Below are 17,462 nucleotides of genomic sequence, written 5' to 3' on the forward strand. Positions count from 1 at the left end.
AAATAGAGGTGTATTTTACGAATATTAAAGATGATTTAATAGCTTTTTTTGGGCGCTTATCACGCATATCAAGCTTAAGACTGATTGACCTGATCCCATGCCAAGCCAAACATATCTGAGACCAACTCTTTACCCATAGGGGCATAAGGCAGTAATTCAGGCGCAAGCACCGAAGTTTCCCATTGCGGCATTTGCACCAATAATGGCGCACTGACGCTAAGCACAACTAAAACCATTAATACATTTTTTGCCGCCCCAAGTACCCCGCCTGCCATCTTATCAAGGACGCCAAGACGTAAGGTTTTGAGTACTCCGGAGAATACGAACGCAACTAGGTGCATGATGGCTAAGATAGCAATCACAATCACTAGAAAGGCCATCGCCATTTGTAAAACAGGGTTTTCTACGACACTTGATAATTGCGGCGCGACCGAACCTGCCAAACGCGTCGCAGCGATAAGCGCGATAAACCAACCGACCAAACCGACAGCCGTTTTAATCAGACCTACCTGAAAACCACGCCATAAGCCAATCAAAACAACTACAGCAATCACAATGTCTAAACCACTCATGTTTATCGCCTCATTTGCATTTTACGTCGGGTATTGCAGTGAAATTAAAAAGCTTACAATTATAAAGGTCGTTAAAAGACTTAACCTTCCATAGCATCGTAATAGCCACCGATGGATTGAATGCAAGACTGCACTAATCCAGGCCCTTTATAGATAAGCCCTGAATATAGCTGCACTAAATCTGCACCCGCCTCAATTTTTTTGACGGCTTTATCACCGCTATCGATACCGCCAACGCCAATCAACGCTACCTTACCACCCAGCTGATCGGAGAATTGTTGTAAAATCTGCGTACTAATGTGGCTGACTGGACGACCAGATAAACCACCTGCTTGGTCGCCATCAGGCAAATCTTCAACGCCCACGCGGCTCAAAGTAGTATTGGTGGCAATCAAACCGTCAATCTCAAAGTCCAGCAACTGCTGGGAGATATAATCGACTTGTAATGGCTCTAAATCAGGAGCAACTTTTAATACCAATGGTACATAAAAACCATATTCGGTTGCCAATTGATTGTGGCGGTTTTTAATGGTGTCTAATAATTGGGTTAACGCTTCACCACTTTGCAAGTCGCGCAAATTCTTGGTATTCGGAGAGGAGATATTTACGGTAATATAAGACGCATGCGGATAAACGCGCTCTAAGCAATAGACATAATCATCAGCCGCATTTTCAACCGGAGTCGCCGCATTTTTACCGATATTAATGCCGATATTGCCTTTGTATTTACAGCGCTTGACGTTTTCAATCAGGTAATCAACACCTTCATTATTAAAGCCCATACGGTTAATGATGGCATCGGCTTGCTTGATTCTAAATAGTCTTGGTCTGTCATTGCCGACTTGCGGCTTTGGCGTAACGGTACCCACTTCAATAAAACCAAAACCCAACTCTGCTAGCGCATCAATATAGTCGCCGTTTTTGTCCAAGCCGGCGGCAAGCCCAACAGGATTGGCAAACTGCAAACCCATACAATCGGTTGGCTGCATTGACTGACCATATACTAATCCCAACACACGCGCTTTATGAGCTTTATCTAATAAAGATAAGGTCATCTCATGCGCGTGCTCAGGGTCCATATTAAACAAAAAAGGGCGAAGTAAGGCGTAAGACATAGTAATGACAGACCCTGCTTGAAAAGAAATGATAAATAAGAAAAACGAATGAGGTCAAGCGCTGCGATTATATCAGCTTAACTGAAATAAGACCAAAGTTTCATAGGACAAATTGCGCGATATCCTGCGAATAAATAATCGTTAACGCTGTCAATTGACTTACTTAAGCTAGTTAATAAGCTGATATCAAACAGCATTATTTATTCGTATTTGTTGCTTATTGATATTCGTATTTTTATATTAGGGAACTGGGCGTCCATCGGTAAGTGCAATCCAACCGCGTACAATACGGTATAGATGCCAAATAAAAGTAAAGCCCATAATAATGAAACCCAAACTGGCCAACAATACTGAGCCGATGGCAATATTATTGGTTTCAGCGAGCATGCTTACGCCAAAACCACCTAAGGCAAATGTGATGATAAGCACACCAACAACAAACAAGACGATGCTATACCAAAAGGTCTTAATCTGCCAATCAAAATGGGTAGCAAGCCAAGTACCATCAGCATCATGGCGTTTGGCATAATTCATAAAAATAGGCACAATCCACAGCAGTCCCGCGGTAAAATAGCTGAGCACATAGAGCAGATACGTGATGTGATTATAAGTAATCAAAGAACGGCGCTTATTATCACTCATAGTATTATTGGTATTGTTTATCATACTGTCACTCGTTATATTCTGTGGCTAATAGCTATATTATTGTGGCAAATGAGCAAGGTTTCAATGCGGTAAACTTTAAACCATCAACATGGCTAAATATGTTCCAACATAATTGAGTACAAATATTAAGAAGTCACGGTCGCCTGTACTTGAATTGCTTTAGTGACCAAATCTTGCTGCATAGACAGTTGAGTAAATTGCCAACCTTGCTGTTCAAGCTTACCCAGTGCGCCGCTCACCACGGCTTGGCTTGGATGATCAAAGCTCAGTTGCACCGCATCGCCAGCCGCAATGACCTGCGCATCGACAATCCCTGAATTATTTAATAGCGCACTGATACTACTAGCCGGCGGCATGGCATCTACACCATCTGCAGTACTAGCAGCATTTAACGCATTGCTGTCAATGTTACCGGCTTGGGCACGTAGCCAAAAATAATCAGCGACCTGCTCTTGATACTCATTTTTGCTAGCATTTGCTACTTGATGAACGCTATAGCCGCCATAGCCACCGACAAATAATAGCAAGAATGCCGACAATAACAGCAAGGCTAATTGGTCACGCGCAGACAATGCCTGCCAACGTGTCGTTAGGGTACTTTGATAGCTACTCATCCGCGTTGATAACGCACTGCTTCGAGGTTCAGTCACAATAGTGCTGCGTTTGGCGAGGCGCTGTAATCTTTTCATGGTTACCCTTTATTGCTAACGCTGCTATTGTTTTCTACTACATCAACGGTCACTTGACCACTAAACTGCCCTTGCTCATTGCCGTTCACTTGTTCTAATTTGGCGTTTAAGCCTTGAGAAACTAGCGTATTGGTAAATTGATCAAGACTGCCGCGATCTGGTGCAATCAACGTAAAGCTAAGCGCAGTTGGCTGCATGACTAGAGCTTGTGCGCGTAATGACGACTGTTTAATCAACGGTGATATACGTGATAATACGGCTATGTGAGCGTTAGGCGCTTGGCTGTCACTACGCAGTTTTGGTTGCAATTGCACTTGTAGCTTTGTGCGCGTACTAAGCGGCTCATTTGGAAACCAAGACTGATACTGAGTGGCAATCTCGGTTTTGGTCGCCGCTGTCGCCGCCTTATACTGATACCATTGCACTCCATCGGTCGCCATCTGTAATACCAATGCTGACAGCGCGACCATCATCGCCACCCGCAGATACGGTGACAGTTGTGAATCGGTCGATTTAATAAAAAAGTTCAGCGCATGGCGTTCAGGAATTTCAAGCGGTTTAGGAGCAACGGGTAGCGTGGTCAATAATAATTGATGCTCGGCAATCATTGCCGCCGTTTGAGTAAAGGCGTTGGCGGTAATTCCAAGCTTTGTGAAATCAATATCATCACCAAGTGCTGGCTCATTAGCAACATCAGAAGCGTGGCTCGAATCTACAAAAGCCTCATCAATTGCTGGTAATAGCAGCACTTCGCTTAAATGCGGAAAACGCTCAAATATTAAAGGCAAGTAACTGACTGCCATGCCTTGATGTAAGGATTGGCGCAGCAGCATCGTTTGTTTGTCTTGGTACAATACAATTTGCTGCCCTGCGCCCTCTTCTGGCGGTGGCAGTAATAAAAAGTCAGGCAGTAAGGCCACGATATTCATACCAACCAGCTTCGCGCTTTGCTGCCAGGATTCAATATCACTTTGTGCCAAGGCGTATAGATGATGGCTATTATTCTCGGTCATTTGCCGAATCGCTAACTGCTCAACAGGCGTCAGAGAAGTTTCTTCAAATAAATACTGCTTACCGCTCATACCTAATTGTTTGAGCTGAGCCGTATTTAGCTCAGAATCTACTTGTAAGACATGGCTTGAGGGGAAATACAGGCAAAACGATTTTTGACTATTGGTTTTATAGCTACCATAGATGTCACGTAGCTGTTGCCAGCCGTCAATAACTTGCCATTGCTTTATGTCTTCATGCCAGACCGCTAGAGGACTGTGCTGCGCTCTTAACCAAACATGTAACACCAAATGTGTCCTTAATTATCAAAGCTGCTGTTTAAAGTCATTGCTTATTGAAGCTGTCATTTATTAAAGCTGCGGTCTAGCAAAAATATATAGGGTTTTACGAGCGTTTTTATTATTGTTACTGATAAGGTTGTTCTGGGACAAAACGGTCTATCTCGGTTGCCATACCCGCCAGCACAAAATCCATCTCAAACACACGCGCTTCTGCTAAAGAGAAGGATTCAGGGTAATCACCCGTTAGTAGGCCAGCGATATGAGCAACGATAGACATATGACAGACGACCACCAGACACTCTGCTTCAATATTACCAATATCTATCAGCGCCTGACGAGCATCGTCAGAAGGCGTGATATTCTCTTGTATTTGTGATGGCACGTTAGGTGCACGTAACTGTAGTGCTGCCAGTGTCTGCTGCGCTCTCTTATAAGGACTCACGACAAAACAATCAGGTTGATAATGAGTGGTAATATACTCTGCCGTTTGCGCAGCTTGCTGCTGACCAAAATCAGTCAACTGACGCGCACTGTCTGGGCGCGTTTCATCTTCTGCTTGACCATGACGTACTAAGATAATTTTCATAATCTTAACCACCTTGTTTGTTGCTTTTACCTGACTATTTTGATTACTAATGCTATTTAACTATGCTGAAGCGACGTTTTGCTAAGTACTTTATTTATTATCGCCATCCACTTTTTTATTTTTAGCATCTTTAGCATTGCTACTTGCTGTTTGCATTTGTGCCGTTAATGAAGCATTGCTATGGTCATGCTCCATGACAAACTCAACATCGCTACGGAAGCCCGCTTCCATAAGATGTAAAGCAACGCCAAGTGCCGCTTTATCTTCATAAATGACTGCATGCAAGGCATGGGTAATCGGCATATAAATGCCTTCTTTGGTGGCTTTCTCATGTACCTGCTGAATGGTATTAACGCCTTCAGCGGTTTGACCCAGTTTTTTGACCGCCGCATCGATGGTCATACCGCGACCGAGCATATTACCAATACGGTAGTTGCGACTCAGCTCTGAGCTGCAAGTGGCATATAAGTCGCCGACGCCGGACAGACCTAAAAAGGTCAAGGGATTGGCACCAGCATGCACGCCAAAACGGCTCATTTCTGCTAAGCCACGGGTCAATATCATAGCCTTGGTGTTTTCACCGACTTCATAAGCTGCCGCCATTCCCATTGCAATAGCGTAAATGTTTTTGAGCGCGCCCCCAAGCTCGACACCGCGAACATCATCACTGGCAAACACTCTAAAAAACGCACTGTGTAGCGCTGCTTGTACAGCATGACGCAATGGCTCAGAGTCACTGGCAATCACCGTAGCAGATGGCATGTTTTTCATGATTTCGATGGCAAGGTTTGGCCCTGACATTACGCCAAAGTTTACTTCCGGTAGCTCATCTTTAATAATATCACTCATTAAAGCAAAGGTATCTTTCTCCATACCTTTGGTCAAAGAAACGATAGATTGCCCGCTAATAAAGGGCGCAATACTTTTAAGGGTTTCTCGAAATGCAAGACCTGGAACAGCTATAAAAATAATATCGGTATCTTTGACCGCCGCTTGTAAATCGTGGCTGTATTTGAGGCGATCATCAAGCTTATAACCGGGCAGATATTTTTTATTGGTCTGCGTCTTTGCCATTGCTTTAACCGTACGCTTATTGCGTACCCAAAGCGTGGTATCACAGCCATTACGGGCGGCCAAATTTGCCATTGCCGTACCAAAACTACCACCACCTAAAAACGCCAGACGCAATTTGGTTGGATTATTATGGATTTCTGCCATATTTTTTGCCACGGCAGACTCAACCGCGCTAGGATTGAGCTTCTTACGTCCAAGCCCTGATTTGGTAGCACGCTCAATAATACCTGACAGCAAACTGTTTTGTTTTTCATCTGCTTTATTCTCTGCCTGACTGCTATCTATACTTTTGTCTTTATTTTTATCATTAGCGCTGGTCATATTCTTTTATCCGTGTTGACTGACTGAATTATGAGTAGATTTGATGCTGAGTATACAGGGAGACTAACGGCATGTTTCAACAATTATTGATATAAAATCGCTATTTTAATCGAACAACCTGATTGATTTACTCATTATTCTCTTTAATGAGTGACTTTACCGCCGCATCTGCCCTGCCATGATATCTCTGTAACCCTACTACGCTATTGCCTTTATGACTCGAAGCGTAGCAATGGCTCAATATCAATGGGCTTGCGCGTGGGCATATCACAAGGACTGCTGCCAGTATAAACAAAAGCCGTGACATAATCATCTGCGCCAACGCCAAAATACGCTTTAACGGCAGGCTCATTGCATAGCAAGCCTGTGCGCCAAACCGTACTAAACCCTTGGGCTTTTAGCGCCAAAATAAGGTTTTGCACTGCGGCGCCAGTGCTTAGCATTTGCTCAAAAGGTGGTACTTTTTTATGCACTTGCATTTGGGTGACGACCGTAATAATCACCGGCGCACGTAGCGGCATATTATAGGTTTTTTGGCGAGATTTCTCAGACAGCGTTTCACCCTCTTGTGCCGCTTGTGCTTCAGCGGCTGCTAAAAAGGCACGACCCAAGTCATGACGGGCATTGCCTTGGGTAACAATAAAGCGCCATGGTTGCAGTTTTTTGTGATCAGGCGCGGTAACTGCACAATCGATAGCCGCTTTAATCTGACTTTCTGTCGGTGCCGGAATACTCAGGTTGCCGATGCTGCGTCTCGACTTAATCCAATTAATCAGCTGCTCATCGGTCACTTGCGCATTTGTCACTATAGGGCTTTCGGTATTATTTTGCGGCGCGTTTTTACTTGATTGCTCAGCGCTACTATCGTTATTCTCTTCTAAGCTGTCTGCTGAATTACTCATAATGTATCCTTATTTTTTATTATGCTGCATCCGTATCTTCGACTCGATGCTCCATTCTTAAGTAATCTTCTGACTGCATCTCAAGCAGGCGTGAACGCGTACGCTCAATCTCAAACGCTAACTTCTCTCCTTGATACAGCTCAAGAATAGACTGCTCTGCTCGAACCAGTAATTTTACGCGGCGATCATAAAATTCATCAACCAGATAAATAAAACGGCGGGTCGGATCACGCAAATTATCATCTAAAGCGGGTACGGCATTGATTAAGACGGTGCTAAACTCTTTGGCAATTTCAATAAAATCAGACGCTGAGCGTGGCTCCATACATAAATGACGGAAGTCACAGAATAAAATATCTTCGGTACGCGCATTGATTCTAATTTCGCGACCATTGATAGTAATAGGCTCATTGCTGATTTTCTGATTGTTAGATAAGCTGGCGAAACGGTTAGCAAGCCAATGGTGATTGGCCTTAGTCAAAGGCGACTCATATAGCTCCGCCTGCTGCAAGACACGCAGGCGATAATCAATGCCAGAGTCAATATTCATTACCGTCGTATGGCGCTCGACTTCGGCGATAGCCGGCATAAAGCGGTCACGGTGCAGACCATCTTTATAGAGACCAGACGGCTCAATGTTTGATGTGGCGACCAAAGTTACGCCACGATTAAATAACATGGTGAACAAATCACCCAAAATCATGGCGTCGGAGACGTTGGAGACAAAGAACTCATCAAAGCAGATAATCACTGCTTCTGCATAAATGATATCCGCGACTTTTTCCAACGGATCGCTCTGACCTTGCAGATTATTTAACTCTTGATGGACGCGCTGCATAAAGTGATGAAAATGCTGGCGCATCTTACGCTCAATGGTTAAAGAGTCGTAAAACATATCCATCATCCATGTTTTACCACGTCCTACCCCGCCCCACATATACAAACCTTTGGGCGCGACGGGCTTTGCTTTTAAAAAACTAAAAAAGCCTTTTTTTTGTTCGACGCTACTATTGAGCTGATGATACAACTCATCTAAATAGCTCATCGCCTGATATTGCTGCTCATCTCGAGTAAACTCATCAGTGCTAATGGCCTGCTCATAACGTTGCAAGGGAGATAAACTCATAATACGACTCATCATTAGACAAAATAAATATAAAAATGGTGGATGTTATTTGCTTAACCATATTAAAGCGGAGATTCTATCGCTAATTAGCTACACAACATCGTGTGGTAATATCTAAACAATCAGCTATTTAATACCAAAGCTATGTTCTTCTAACAAGCCTTTAAGCTCAGATAAACGCCCGTGGAAAAAGTGCCCAGCGCCATCAATGACACTAACCGCTAGCCCTAAGCGTTTAGCAAACTCTTGCATACTAGCCGGCGCAATAACATTATCTTCATTCCCGTATATCTCAAAAGTTTTATCAACGGGTAAAGTAATGTCACTGTTGTCATTTTTTTCAACGGATGGCGCGATAAGGGCAACTTTTTCTATCTCAAAATCACTCAGCCCCCAAATATGCGGCGACACCATGACTTGCTCAGCAACACGTGCCGTCACGTAACCGCCAAAGGAAAACCCACCCAACCACAATTTACGTGCGTTGGTTTGCTCTGCAATCCATTGTAGCACGGTCATTGCGTCTACTACTTCCCCTTCCGCATAATCGTGCTCGCCAGTTGACTGCCCGACACCGCGAAAGTTAAAACGTACCACATGCATGCCATTATCACGCGCAAACCGATACATGGTCGTGACTACCTTATTATTCATCGTACCATCGAATAAAGGATTAGGATGGCAAAGCAGCGCCACCGTATCGGTATTAGGATCGTTAGGATTGTCTTGTTGCCAGAGTGCATCAACTTCGAGCACGCCAGCAGGAGCAGGAATCAGTTGCATAGAATTACTTACTAATTAAGAATGAATAGTCCAATTATCCTAGATATGGTTTATATTTCAAGTGATTTGCTGTGTACTGGTGCTGTTTGTCTCATTTTGGAGTGACGGTAAGGAGCAATCACCTTGAATAACTGCTGATTTCAGAAAAATTTCTACTGTCTCATTGCTAATATGACATATACCTGCAATATCAAACACAATAACAGCCTAGACACTCAAGAGTACGATAGGTTAGATTCATACTGTTTATTTTTTATGTTTAACTAACAGCCTTTTAGGAAACAGTTATGAATACTTTTAATAAAACCTTGACTTTAACGGCAACATTAGCAGCGGCATTAGCATTAAGCGCTTGCCAAAGCACGCCTTCTTCGCCAGTTATCCAACGCGCCAACTCTATTTATGAAACCACTGGCATTGCCGATACCAAAGTAAAAGCCCAGCAAAATGCGATAGACAGCGCGCAAAAAACCTGCCGAAACAAGCAGGTAATTATCGTTGATGACAAAGTAAAATATAATGGTATTTTAAATGAGCAAACTGGTCGTATGATTGGGCAAGCGGGTGCGGTCATTGGTTCGATATTTGGTACGGGCTCACCAGACTTATCACGTAAAGATGATTATGAGTATATGATTAATTTCCGTTGCCAATAAGACAGCTATTATTTAACAAAGCTATTAGCTTTTAGCCAATAAGTTTGCGAGATAGATAGTATATTCATCGCGGCTTATTGGCTTTACTTTTTGTAGCGGCACTTTTGAGGTAAACTACCCTAACTAATGTTCCATACATTCAAATCAGTCTATAACTAGTGGCTACTTGCGACTGGTATAAATTTTCCTTGCTTACTGCTATCACAGAGGCTGCGAAAAATTCATCCCAGTCGCACTATATTGATTTTAAAGTGACTCTACTATAAAAGAGACTCTACTATATAAGCAGCGAGTTTTTAAACCTTCTTACCTTTGGTCTATTATTATGCGCAAACCCAACCTGTCACATACAAAACAAGCTAAGGTTTTAGCGCCTGCCAAAGATTTAGCGACCTTGGAGGCCGAACTGGCTGAGCAAGAAAACAGTCTCGAAGTCAGTTTAGAAGATACGGTCTTACGGCTGAGCGACTATCTATCGGCGGTTGATATGGTCATCAAACAGACCTTTAATCACCGCGTATGGGTCAAAGCAGAGATTCGTAATTTATCAAGTAAAGGTGGGCATTATTACTTTGAGCTGGCAGAAAAAGATGACGACGGCAAAGTCATTGCCAGCTGCCGCGGTAACCTTTGGCGCTTTAAAGCCGCACGCGTCTTAGCAAAGTTTGAGCGCGCAACAGGCATGCCACTTGACCGTGATTTGACCGTATTACTCAAAGTAGCGGCAGGCTTCCATGCACAATATGGCTTTTCACTCACCATTGAAGATATCGACCCAAGCTATACTTTAGGCGACTTGGCACGGCAATATGCCGAAATGGTCGACCGCTTGACTGGTGAAGGCTTATTAAACCTCAATCAGCAATTACCTATCCCATTTGATATTGAGCATGTCTTAGTCATCGCCCCTGAAAAAGCCGCCGGATTGGGCGACTTTCAAGCCGACGCTGACCGCTTAGCTCGTACAGGGGCCTGTCACTTCCATTACCATCACGCTACCTTTCAGGGCAATCACGCGCCAAGTGAAATCCGTCAAGCTATCGTCAGCGCCCAGCAGCAGTTTTATGATATTTATCAACGCCTGCCCGATTTGTTAGTCATTATTCGTGGTGGCGGTGCCGTTGGTGATTTAGCCTATCTCAATGATTATGAGCTGGCCGCTCTTGTTGCCGAGCAGCCTATCCCTGTGTGGGTCGGTATCGGTCATGAGCGTGACAAAGTTATCTTAGATGAAGTGGCGCATACCAGCTTTGATACGCCGTCAAAAGTCATTGCCGCTATCATGACGCATTTAGCACAGCTCGTCACTCAAACACTGCAATACCAAGCGCAAATAAAACAAGCTGCCAAGCAGCAATTAAATAGCGCTGAGCAACAGACGACACGCCAGTTAAGCCAAATACAATCGCAAACGATTGGTCAATTGACCGCCCTGCAAAAAGACAGTGATTATGCTTGGCGTAGTATTCAGCAAAGCGCTCAGCGGCAGGTGAAGCAAGCTGCTAGACTAACCAGCGATTTGCGCACGCAAACTCAAGTCTCTGCTTATCAGCAGTTAGCAAGCGCCGCTACACACAGTCAAAACAACCAAAAGACGATTATGCACAGTGCGCAGCAGCAGTTGCTACAAGCACGACGTAATAGCGAACATCTGCGTGATATTGTACTCTTGCATCGTCCTTCTCGCGTGCTTAAGCAAGGTTATACTATGCTGACTGATGCAAAAGATAAAAAAATACTAACCAGCAGTACGCAGCTTTATGCTGAGCAAACGGTACATATCGTCTTAAAAGATGGTAAGGCAAAAGCACAAATTATTGATGTAGAGACCAATTAGTTATAGTCTATTTGCCATAAAAATACAGAGCTGCTGGGATAAATTTTGCGTAGCCTCGAACAGTGACGAAGTCACACAGCAAGCAAGGAAAATTTATACCAGCAGCAGACTCCTGAAACTAAAATATTTAACAATTACTCATCTACTGAATTTTTATTTCAAAATTAGGAAACCTTATGACAACCCCTACTCGCAAACGCAAAAAAGCCGCCCCAAAAACTTTTAAGGCAGCTTACGATATTCTAAAAACCAATGCCGCTGAACTACAGCAACAAGACGAGCCAGATATCGATAATCTTATGACGACAGTGGAAGAATCGATTGCCGCTTATCGCGTTTGCGAAACCCGTATCAATGCGGTACAGCAAGCTCTAGATGCCGCCTTCGCCGAGGAAGATACCACAGAGAATAGCGACATTTAAGCTAAGTCAATTCTACTCTGGCTCATCGACTTCAAATACTTGGCGCAAATAGGCAAGATACGTATCGTTATTGATCATGGTCTTGCCTGGGCTGTCCGACAGCTTAGCAACTGGCTGTCCATTGCATTCAACCAATTTCAGGACGATGTTTATCGGGGTGATGCCCATATCATTGGTCAAATTGGTGCCAATACCAAAGCTGGTTCTTATTTGACCTTTAAAGTACTGATGTAAATCCCAAGCTTTATTTAAATCCAAGCCATCACTAAAGGTTAAAATTTTGGTTCTTGGGTCTATCTTTAATTTCTTATAATGAGCAATGGCTTTATCGCCCCAGATATACGGGTCGCCGCTATCATGACGCAGACCATCGAATAGCTTGGCAAAATACAAATCAAAGTCGCGTAAAAACGCATCCATACCAACGACATCGGTCAGCGCAATACCCAAATCACCACGATATTCATGTACCCACGCTTCAAGCGCGGCTTTTTGTGAATCACGCAAACGCACATCCAATGCCTGAAATGCCTGCATAAACTCATGTGCCATGGTGCCGATGGGTGTCATTCCGAGTTTTTTTGCCAAATAAACATTGGAAGTTCCGCTGACAATTTTTGGCTCTGCTTTATGTAAAGTCTCAACCACATGAGCTTGCCATACTTTACTAAAACGTCTACGAGTCCCAAAATCAGCGACGATAAACGGCGGTGTCGGTTTATCACGGCTGTAATTTGCTTGTTCTTCTGCATAGCGATGCAACAAAGCCAATTTTTCATCAAGCCTACGCTGCCCTTCTTCAATGACGCTGGCATTTGATAACGCCCTAAAATACAGCTCATTGACTATCGCTAATACAAACACCTCAAAGAACATCGCCTGAATCATCGGCCCTTCAATATCGATACACAGACGATTTTTGTCATCGATACTGACCGTGATAAAACGCCGTTTTAGCTTAAATAATTCCAAATAATCCACGAAGTCTGAGCGCATAAAGCGCAACTTACGTAAATATTCCAGCTCATCTTCTAAAAATCGCAACTCACATAAGCTGTCTAGCTGTTGCTCTAAACCTTTTTTGATATCAGCCAAAGGATAAACCGTGTCTTGATTATTGCGGCAGCGGAAACGATAAACACCATGGGTCTGCGGAAACTGATGTAGCATGGCTTGCAGCATGGTAAATTTATATAAGTCGTTATCGAGTAAAGAAGTAATAATAGGTTCAAAAGTTTTAGAAGTATGAGTAACGGTCATGTTACAGCCTTAAATACAAAAATGAGAAGCCGCCAAACAAAGCGAGCGACGAAATAGGTATCAATAATTATCAAGATGCTAATATTGACATACTCCCGCCACTTTCGACAAGCTCAAGTGTGGGATTCTAAAAGCAAACGCTCTTAGGTGACTTTCTCACGAAGGCCACAAGTTTTCTGCTTCAACGGGCGACTTTTACTGCATCCTCCCTCCACAGACAAAACGGCATGTCCTGCCGATAAAATATTTTTAGCTGCGTTGATATCAGCATTTTCTTGATGCCCGCATTCAACGCACTCAAATTCTGCTTGGGTGCGTCTATTTTCTTTTGCAACATGCTTGCATTTAAAGCAAGTTTGGCTTGTATAACGCGGGTCTACCTTGATGAGTAAGCCGCCGTGCCATTGCTGCTTATAATCCATCATATCAATCATCATGCCCCATCCTTGATCAAGAATTGATTTGTTCAATTCTGACTTGGCTTTGACATTGCGACCTTTATTTTCAAGAGTCCCGCTTGCAGATCTCGACATATTAACTACTTTTAAATCCTCACAGACAATCATGGCGTGGTTTTTGCTGATGTCAGTGCTGATTTTATGCAAGTAGTCATGGCGAATATTGGCAATGTGATGGTGAAGCTTTTGGATTTTACGGTTTTGCTTTTTCCAATTATTACTAAATAAGACCTTACGACTTAATTGGCGCTGTAGCTTTGCTAGTTCGCCTTGATTGGCTTTAAAGCTGCTCTTAGGTTTAAAGCACTGACCGTTTGAGCCGGTAACTAATTTACTGACACCTAAATCAATACCTATGGCGGTATTGGACGGATGGTGCGGTGTTTCAACCTCATGCTCCGTACCAAAAGACACGTACCAATGACCGGATTTCTTACTGATGGTAGTGTTTTTGATAACGCCTATGATGTCTTGAGATTTCCTAAATTTCACAAAACCTATACCATTCGGTAGTTTGACACGATTGCCTTCAACACGGCAATATTTATCAAACTGTACCAAGCGTATTGAATCACACCCATCTGATTTGCGCTTGAAGCGCGGCATAAGCGGGCGTAATTGGATTTCTGTGCCATCAGCAAGCTTGAAGAACTTAGGCTTTTTAGGTTTTTTCTTATTCTCTTTCAATCGTGCGTGAACTTTAGGGTCAAAAAAGCGTGACCAAGCAGAAGCGAGATCACGAATTTTTTGTTGTAAAGACACCGCGTTAGAGCTTGTTTTTAAGAACGCAAACTCAGGATTTGCTTTAATATCCATGATTTTATTAACCAAATTGGTTGCATTAATAAACTCATTTTTAGCAAACATCTCAAACGATACCGCAAGCATTTGATTCCAAACAAAACGTGCAGAACCAACAAGGTTATTTAGGATAACCTCTTGTTCTGCGTTAGGCTCAAGCCTAAATTTATACGCTTTATTAATTTTCATAATGGATGCTTTGTTGGTCAGTGTGTTCGTTATTTATACCATGTTATACTATATAACAACAACATTAAAGGATATTTATTATAATGAGTGAGATATATAAAAACCGTCATTCTGCTTATAATCTGCATGTGCATTTAGTATTCATCACTAAGTATCGCAAAAAGGTTTTAGCTGATAATCATCGTCAATACTTTAAAGAAGTTGTTGCTGAGATATGCAAGGATTTTGGTGCGGAACTCAAGGAATGTAACGGTGAAGGCGATCATGTTCACATGCTAATTCAATACCCACCAACGGTACAACTAAGTAAGATGGTTAATAATCTAAAGTCGGTCACAAGCCGGCGAATGAGAGCCAACTTCATTGACTTAAGGGCGGCTTATAATAAGCCTGTGTTGTGGTCGCGTTCTTACTTTGCAGGCTCTTGTAGCGGCGCACCGTTGGAGATTATCAAACAATACATTCAAAATCAGCAGAGCTAGGCTATACGAAATTCACCTCCACCCTAGCGTCGGGTGGAGTCCTCTTTCGTGGGGTGATAGAAAACGTTAAGATTTTGAGTATAACGAAGTTTGCCTCATTTTTCATAATTCAACGGTTATAACAGCAAAAATACAACGATAATAAACGTATTCATCATGTGGCTATAGCCTATAAATTTGAAACATCAGCCATAAAAAAGACGTTAAGCCTATACTTAACGTCTCTTCATGAGTTTAATTATCAAGGTTAATCATTAAGGTTTTGCAGGCTTTACCAATTTAACCAAGGGCGCATAGCCTGACTGCGGCATCACATCGACTGGGATAAACTGTAGCGCCCCGCCGTTGATACAGTAACGCAGCCCGCCACGGTCTTTTGGTCCATCAAGGAATACATGACCCAAATGCGAGTCTGCTACCCGTGAGCGAATCTCGGTACGCACCATGTTAAAGGCGGTATCGTCGTGTTGGGTAATGACTTGCTTATCAATTGGTTTGGTGAAGCTTGGCCAACCGCAGCCAGATTGATATTTGTCGGTTGATAAAAATAATGGCTCACCGCTTACCACATCGACATAAATACCCGGCGCAAATAAATTATCGTATTCATGACTAAAGGCGCGCTCAGTACCCGCATCTTGCGTGATATTGTATTGTGCTTTGGTCAAAGTATTCTTCAGCGCGCCTTTATCAAAGCCCGCATAGCGTTTAGGGTCTAAGGTTTCAGCAACCGTGCTTACAGGCGCAAGCTTGGTACGCGCAGTTCCTTCCGGCTTATCATCAGCCAAACTTAAATCGACATGACAGTAGCCATTTGGATTTTTTGCCAAATAATCTTGATGATACATCTCAGCCAAGTAAAAATTATCCAGCGGTGCGTTTTCTACCACAACTTTTTGTTTATACTGGCTTTGCACACGTTTGAGAGCAGCATCAATCACCGCTTTATCTGCTTTATCTGCTTTATCGGTGTAATAAACGCCAGTACGGTACTGAACGCCGCGATCATTACCTTGCTTATTAAGACTGGTTGGATCTATCACGCGTAAGTAGTATTTTAAGATAGTATCAAGATCGGTTTTATCCGCATCATAGGTTACTTTTACAGCTTCGGCATGACCTGAGCCACGAATGACTTGCTCATAGCTTGGATTAGCCGTCTCGCCATTGGCATAGCCTGATACCGCATCAACGACACCTTCGACGCGCTCCATATAAGCCTCGACGCCCCAGAAACAGCCACCTGCCAGATAGATTGAGCGCGTATTAATCGCCTTACCTTTATCGTTATAATAAACGCCATCTTTTTGCTTAATGGTTTCAATCTTACTATTGTTATCTAATGCTTGGGCGTTTGCCGGTTTGGCATTGCCTGCTTTTAGCTCGGCAAAGTCATTATCAGCGTTTTCAGCGAGGGCATAGGCTTGCTCTGCTGATATATTTCCTTTAACTAAATGCACTAAATTGCCATTTTTACCGAGTATCGCCCAGCTAGGATACACTTGTACGCCAAGCCTATTAATCAGCTCGCCTGAAGCGTCAGACAATACTGGCAGCTTCGGATAATCAGCTTGCACGCCCCCATACCAAGTACTGAACTCACCATCAGCTTTTTCATTGAGATGACCGGGGCTGGCCACAGTGACGACATTTAAATCAGCAAATTTAGGATCGGTACGCCATTCCTCGGTTTCTGCAAGCGTCCCTAAACATAACGGGCACCAACTTGCCCAAAATTTAATCAAGGTAGGTTTATTAGGATCAATAACGGCTGCGCCTGTTTTGCCCAAACCCTTTGTCAATTGCGGCAACGCCTGCATTTGCCCAAGCATGTCAGACGGTAACATATTACGTGAGCTTTTCACGCCACTGTTTTGGCTACCTGTATTGGCGCTACTACTGGCATTGCTCTTAGCATTGTTTTCTGCGCTACTCATTTGCCCACAAGCAACCAATATCCCTGCACTTAATACGGTCGTCACCCCAAAAGCGCTGACATTTTTTAGCCAACGCGCTGCTGCACGCGGTGAAGAGATCGCTAAATCACTAGCGTTAGTGCGCTCATGATAACGGATTTTTTTCTGCGACTTATTATCTTGTTTATCAGGTAGCATGATGGATCCTTTTTACAAAGTCTTGCGAGCAAATACTTAGATTGAATGGTCTTTTATGGTCTTTTATGGTTTTTTATAGGCTTGTTATGCTGTTTATTAGGGTAATTATGCTTAGAC

At 43.2% G+C, this 17,462-nt stretch carries 17 protein-coding genes; 4 read left to right on the plus strand and 13 right to left on the minus strand.

Annotated features, from left to right (window positions below; translation table 11 throughout):
* Positions 1 to 74: 74 nt before the first annotated feature.
* The 10 genes from AC2FA3_RS08155 to AC2FA3_RS08200 form a co-directional block, all read right to left on the minus strand.
* Positions 75 to 572, minus strand: a complete 498-nt coding sequence (locus tag AC2FA3_RS08155) for a CvpA family protein (protein WP_490509148.1) — start codon at positions 570 to 572, stop codon at positions 75 to 77.
* Positions 573 to 652: 80 nt separating this feature from the next.
* On the minus strand, positions 653 to 1,687 hold the full coding sequence (locus AC2FA3_RS08160) for a quinone-dependent dihydroorotate dehydrogenase (RefSeq protein WP_201543093.1): 1,035 nt from the start codon (positions 1,685 to 1,687) through the stop codon (positions 653 to 655).
* 240 nt (positions 1,688 to 1,927) lie between these two features.
* Positions 1,928 to 2,353 (minus strand): DUF4870 family protein, encoded by a 426-nt coding sequence (locus AC2FA3_RS08165; RefSeq protein WP_490509149.1) that lies wholly within the window; start codon positions 2,351 to 2,353, stop codon positions 1,928 to 1,930.
* 125 nt (positions 2,354 to 2,478) lie between these two features.
* Entirely contained in the window at positions 2,479 to 3,042 is a 564-nt protein-coding gene (locus AC2FA3_RS08170; RefSeq protein ID WP_490509150.1) for a type II secretion system protein M, read from the minus strand.
* Positions 3,043 to 3,044: 2 nt separating this feature from the next.
* Positions 3,045 to 4,340 carry a type II secretion system protein GspL gene (gene gspL, locus AC2FA3_RS08175; RefSeq protein WP_490509151.1) on the minus strand — a complete coding sequence of 432 codons (1,296 nt, stop codon included), beginning with the start codon at positions 4,338 to 4,340 and terminating at the stop codon, positions 3,045 to 3,047.
* Positions 4,341 to 4,458: 118 nt separating this feature from the next.
* A complete protein-coding gene (locus AC2FA3_RS08180) occupies positions 4,459 to 4,920 on the minus strand; it encodes a SixA phosphatase family protein (RefSeq protein WP_490509152.1) in 462 nt (153 codons plus the stop codon).
* A gap of 90 nt (positions 4,921 to 5,010) precedes the next feature.
* Positions 5,011 to 6,315 carry an NAD(P)H-dependent glycerol-3-phosphate dehydrogenase gene (locus AC2FA3_RS08185; protein ID WP_490318542.1) on the minus strand — a complete coding sequence of 435 codons (1,305 nt, stop codon included), beginning with the start codon at positions 6,313 to 6,315 and terminating at the stop codon, positions 5,011 to 5,013.
* A 212-nt stretch (positions 6,316 to 6,527) separates the two neighbouring features.
* Positions 6,528 to 7,217 (minus strand): nitroreductase family protein, encoded by a 690-nt coding sequence (locus AC2FA3_RS08190; RefSeq protein WP_490509153.1) that lies wholly within the window; start codon positions 7,215 to 7,217, stop codon positions 6,528 to 6,530.
* 19 nt (positions 7,218 to 7,236) lie between these two features.
* The gene (gene zapE / locus AC2FA3_RS08195) at positions 7,237 to 8,343 is read right to left on the minus strand and encodes a cell division protein ZapE (RefSeq protein ID WP_201628595.1); all 1,107 of its coding nucleotides are present in this window, start codon (positions 8,341 to 8,343) and stop codon (positions 7,237 to 7,239) included.
* A gap of 126 nt (positions 8,344 to 8,469) precedes the next feature.
* The gene (locus AC2FA3_RS08200; RefSeq protein WP_490509154.1) at positions 8,470 to 9,126 is read right to left on the minus strand and encodes an alpha/beta hydrolase; all 657 of its coding nucleotides are present in this window, start codon (positions 9,124 to 9,126) and stop codon (positions 8,470 to 8,472) included.
* A gap of 287 nt (positions 9,127 to 9,413) precedes the next feature.
* On the opposite strand from AC2FA3_RS08200, the gene AC2FA3_RS08205 reads away from it, so the two are divergent.
* The 3 genes from AC2FA3_RS08205 (at position 9,414) to xseB (ending at position 12,041) form a co-directional block, all read left to right on the plus strand.
* The gene (locus tag AC2FA3_RS08205) at positions 9,414 to 9,782 is read left to right on the plus strand and encodes a hypothetical protein (RefSeq protein ID WP_201565367.1); all 369 of its coding nucleotides are present in this window, start codon (positions 9,414 to 9,416) and stop codon (positions 9,780 to 9,782) included.
* 325 nt (positions 9,783 to 10,107) lie between these two features.
* Positions 10,108 to 11,619, plus strand: a complete 1,512-nt coding sequence (gene xseA, locus AC2FA3_RS08210) for an exodeoxyribonuclease VII large subunit (RefSeq protein ID WP_490509155.1) — start codon at positions 10,108 to 10,110, stop codon at positions 11,617 to 11,619.
* Positions 11,620 to 11,795: 176 nt separating this feature from the next.
* Positions 11,796 to 12,041 carry an exodeoxyribonuclease VII small subunit gene (gene xseB, locus AC2FA3_RS08215; RefSeq protein WP_183617778.1) on the plus strand — a complete coding sequence of 82 codons (246 nt, stop codon included), beginning with the start codon at positions 11,796 to 11,798 and terminating at the stop codon, positions 12,039 to 12,041.
* Positions 12,042 to 12,053: 12 nt separating this feature from the next.
* On the opposite strand, the gene pncB is transcribed toward xseB, so the two are convergent.
* Positions 12,054 to 13,301 (minus strand): nicotinate phosphoribosyltransferase, encoded by a 1,248-nt coding sequence (pncB, locus tag AC2FA3_RS08220; RefSeq protein WP_490509156.1) that lies wholly within the window; start codon positions 13,299 to 13,301, stop codon positions 12,054 to 12,056.
* Between the two features lie 143 nt (positions 13,302 to 13,444).
* Entirely contained in the window at positions 13,445 to 14,749 is a 1,305-nt protein-coding gene (locus AC2FA3_RS08225) for an RNA-guided endonuclease InsQ/TnpB family protein (protein ID WP_490509157.1), read from the minus strand.
* An 83-nt stretch (positions 14,750 to 14,832) separates the two neighbouring features.
* Between AC2FA3_RS08225 and tnpA the strand changes: the two genes are divergently transcribed.
* Positions 14,833 to 15,231 carry an IS200/IS605 family transposase gene (gene tnpA, locus AC2FA3_RS08230; RefSeq protein WP_201625632.1) on the plus strand — a complete coding sequence of 133 codons (399 nt, stop codon included), beginning with the start codon at positions 14,833 to 14,835 and terminating at the stop codon, positions 15,229 to 15,231.
* 254 nt (positions 15,232 to 15,485) lie between these two features.
* On the opposite strand, the gene msrAB is transcribed toward tnpA, so the two are convergent.
* A complete protein-coding gene (gene msrAB, locus AC2FA3_RS08235; protein WP_490509158.1) occupies positions 15,486 to 17,345 on the minus strand; it encodes a bifunctional peptide-methionine (S)-S-oxide reductase MsrA/peptide-methionine (R)-S-oxide reductase MsrB in 1,860 nt (619 codons plus the stop codon).
* Positions 17,346 to 17,462 lie beyond the last annotated feature (117 nt).

The sequence above is a fragment of the Janibacter sp. CoH_79_TC_3 genome (assembly GCF_058197955.1).

What these genes read in the sequence shown, in the direction of transcription:
- pncB (WP_490509156.1), bottom strand. Translation starts at nt 13,301, where the DNA reads ATGACCGTTACTCATACTTCTAAAACTTTTGAACCTATTATTACTTCT.
- AC2FA3_RS08155 (WP_490509148.1), bottom strand. Translation starts at nt 572, where the DNA reads ATGAGTGGTTTAGACATTGTGATTGCTGTAGTTGTTTTGATTGGCTTA.
- AC2FA3_RS08190 (WP_490509153.1), bottom strand. Translation starts at nt 7,217, where the DNA reads ATGAGTAATTCAGCAGACAGCTTAGAAGAGAATAACGATAGTAGCGCT.
- AC2FA3_RS08160 (WP_201543093.1), bottom strand. Translation starts at nt 1,687, where the DNA reads ATGTCTTACGCCTTACTTCGCCCTTTTTTGTTTAATATGGACCCTGAG.
- AC2FA3_RS08200 (WP_490509154.1), bottom strand. Translation starts at nt 9,126, where the DNA reads ATGCAACTGATTCCTGCTCCTGCTGGCGTGCTCGAAGTTGATGCACTC.
- zapE (WP_201628595.1), bottom strand. Translation starts at nt 8,343, where the DNA reads ATGAGTTTATCTCCCTTGCAACGTTATGAGCAGGCCATTAGCACTGAT.
- AC2FA3_RS08165 (WP_490509149.1), bottom strand. Translation starts at nt 2,353, where the DNA reads ATGATAAACAATACCAATAATACTATGAGTGATAATAAGCGCCGTTCT.
- tnpA (WP_201625632.1), top strand. Translation starts at nt 14,833, where the DNA reads ATGAGTGAGATATATAAAAACCGTCATTCTGCTTATAATCTGCATGTG.
- msrAB (WP_490509158.1), bottom strand. Translation starts at nt 17,345, where the DNA reads ATGCTACCTGATAAACAAGATAATAAGTCGCAGAAAAAAATCCGTTAT.
- AC2FA3_RS08185 (WP_490318542.1), bottom strand. Translation starts at nt 6,315, where the DNA reads ATGACCAGCGCTAATGATAAAAATAAAGACAAAAGTATAGATAGCAGT.
- AC2FA3_RS08205 (WP_201565367.1), top strand. Translation starts at nt 9,414, where the DNA reads ATGAATACTTTTAATAAAACCTTGACTTTAACGGCAACATTAGCAGCG.
- xseA (WP_490509155.1), top strand. Translation starts at nt 10,108, where the DNA reads ATGCGCAAACCCAACCTGTCACATACAAAACAAGCTAAGGTTTTAGCG.
- xseB (WP_183617778.1), top strand. Translation starts at nt 11,796, where the DNA reads ATGACAACCCCTACTCGCAAACGCAAAAAAGCCGCCCCAAAAACTTTT.
- AC2FA3_RS08180 (WP_490509152.1), bottom strand. Translation starts at nt 4,920, where the DNA reads ATGAAAATTATCTTAGTACGTCATGGTCAAGCAGAAGATGAAACGCGC.
- AC2FA3_RS08170 (WP_490509150.1), bottom strand. Translation starts at nt 3,042, where the DNA reads ATGAAAAGATTACAGCGCCTCGCCAAACGCAGCACTATTGTGACTGAA.
- AC2FA3_RS08225 (WP_490509157.1), bottom strand. Translation starts at nt 14,749, where the DNA reads ATGAAAATTAATAAAGCGTATAAATTTAGGCTTGAGCCTAACGCAGAA.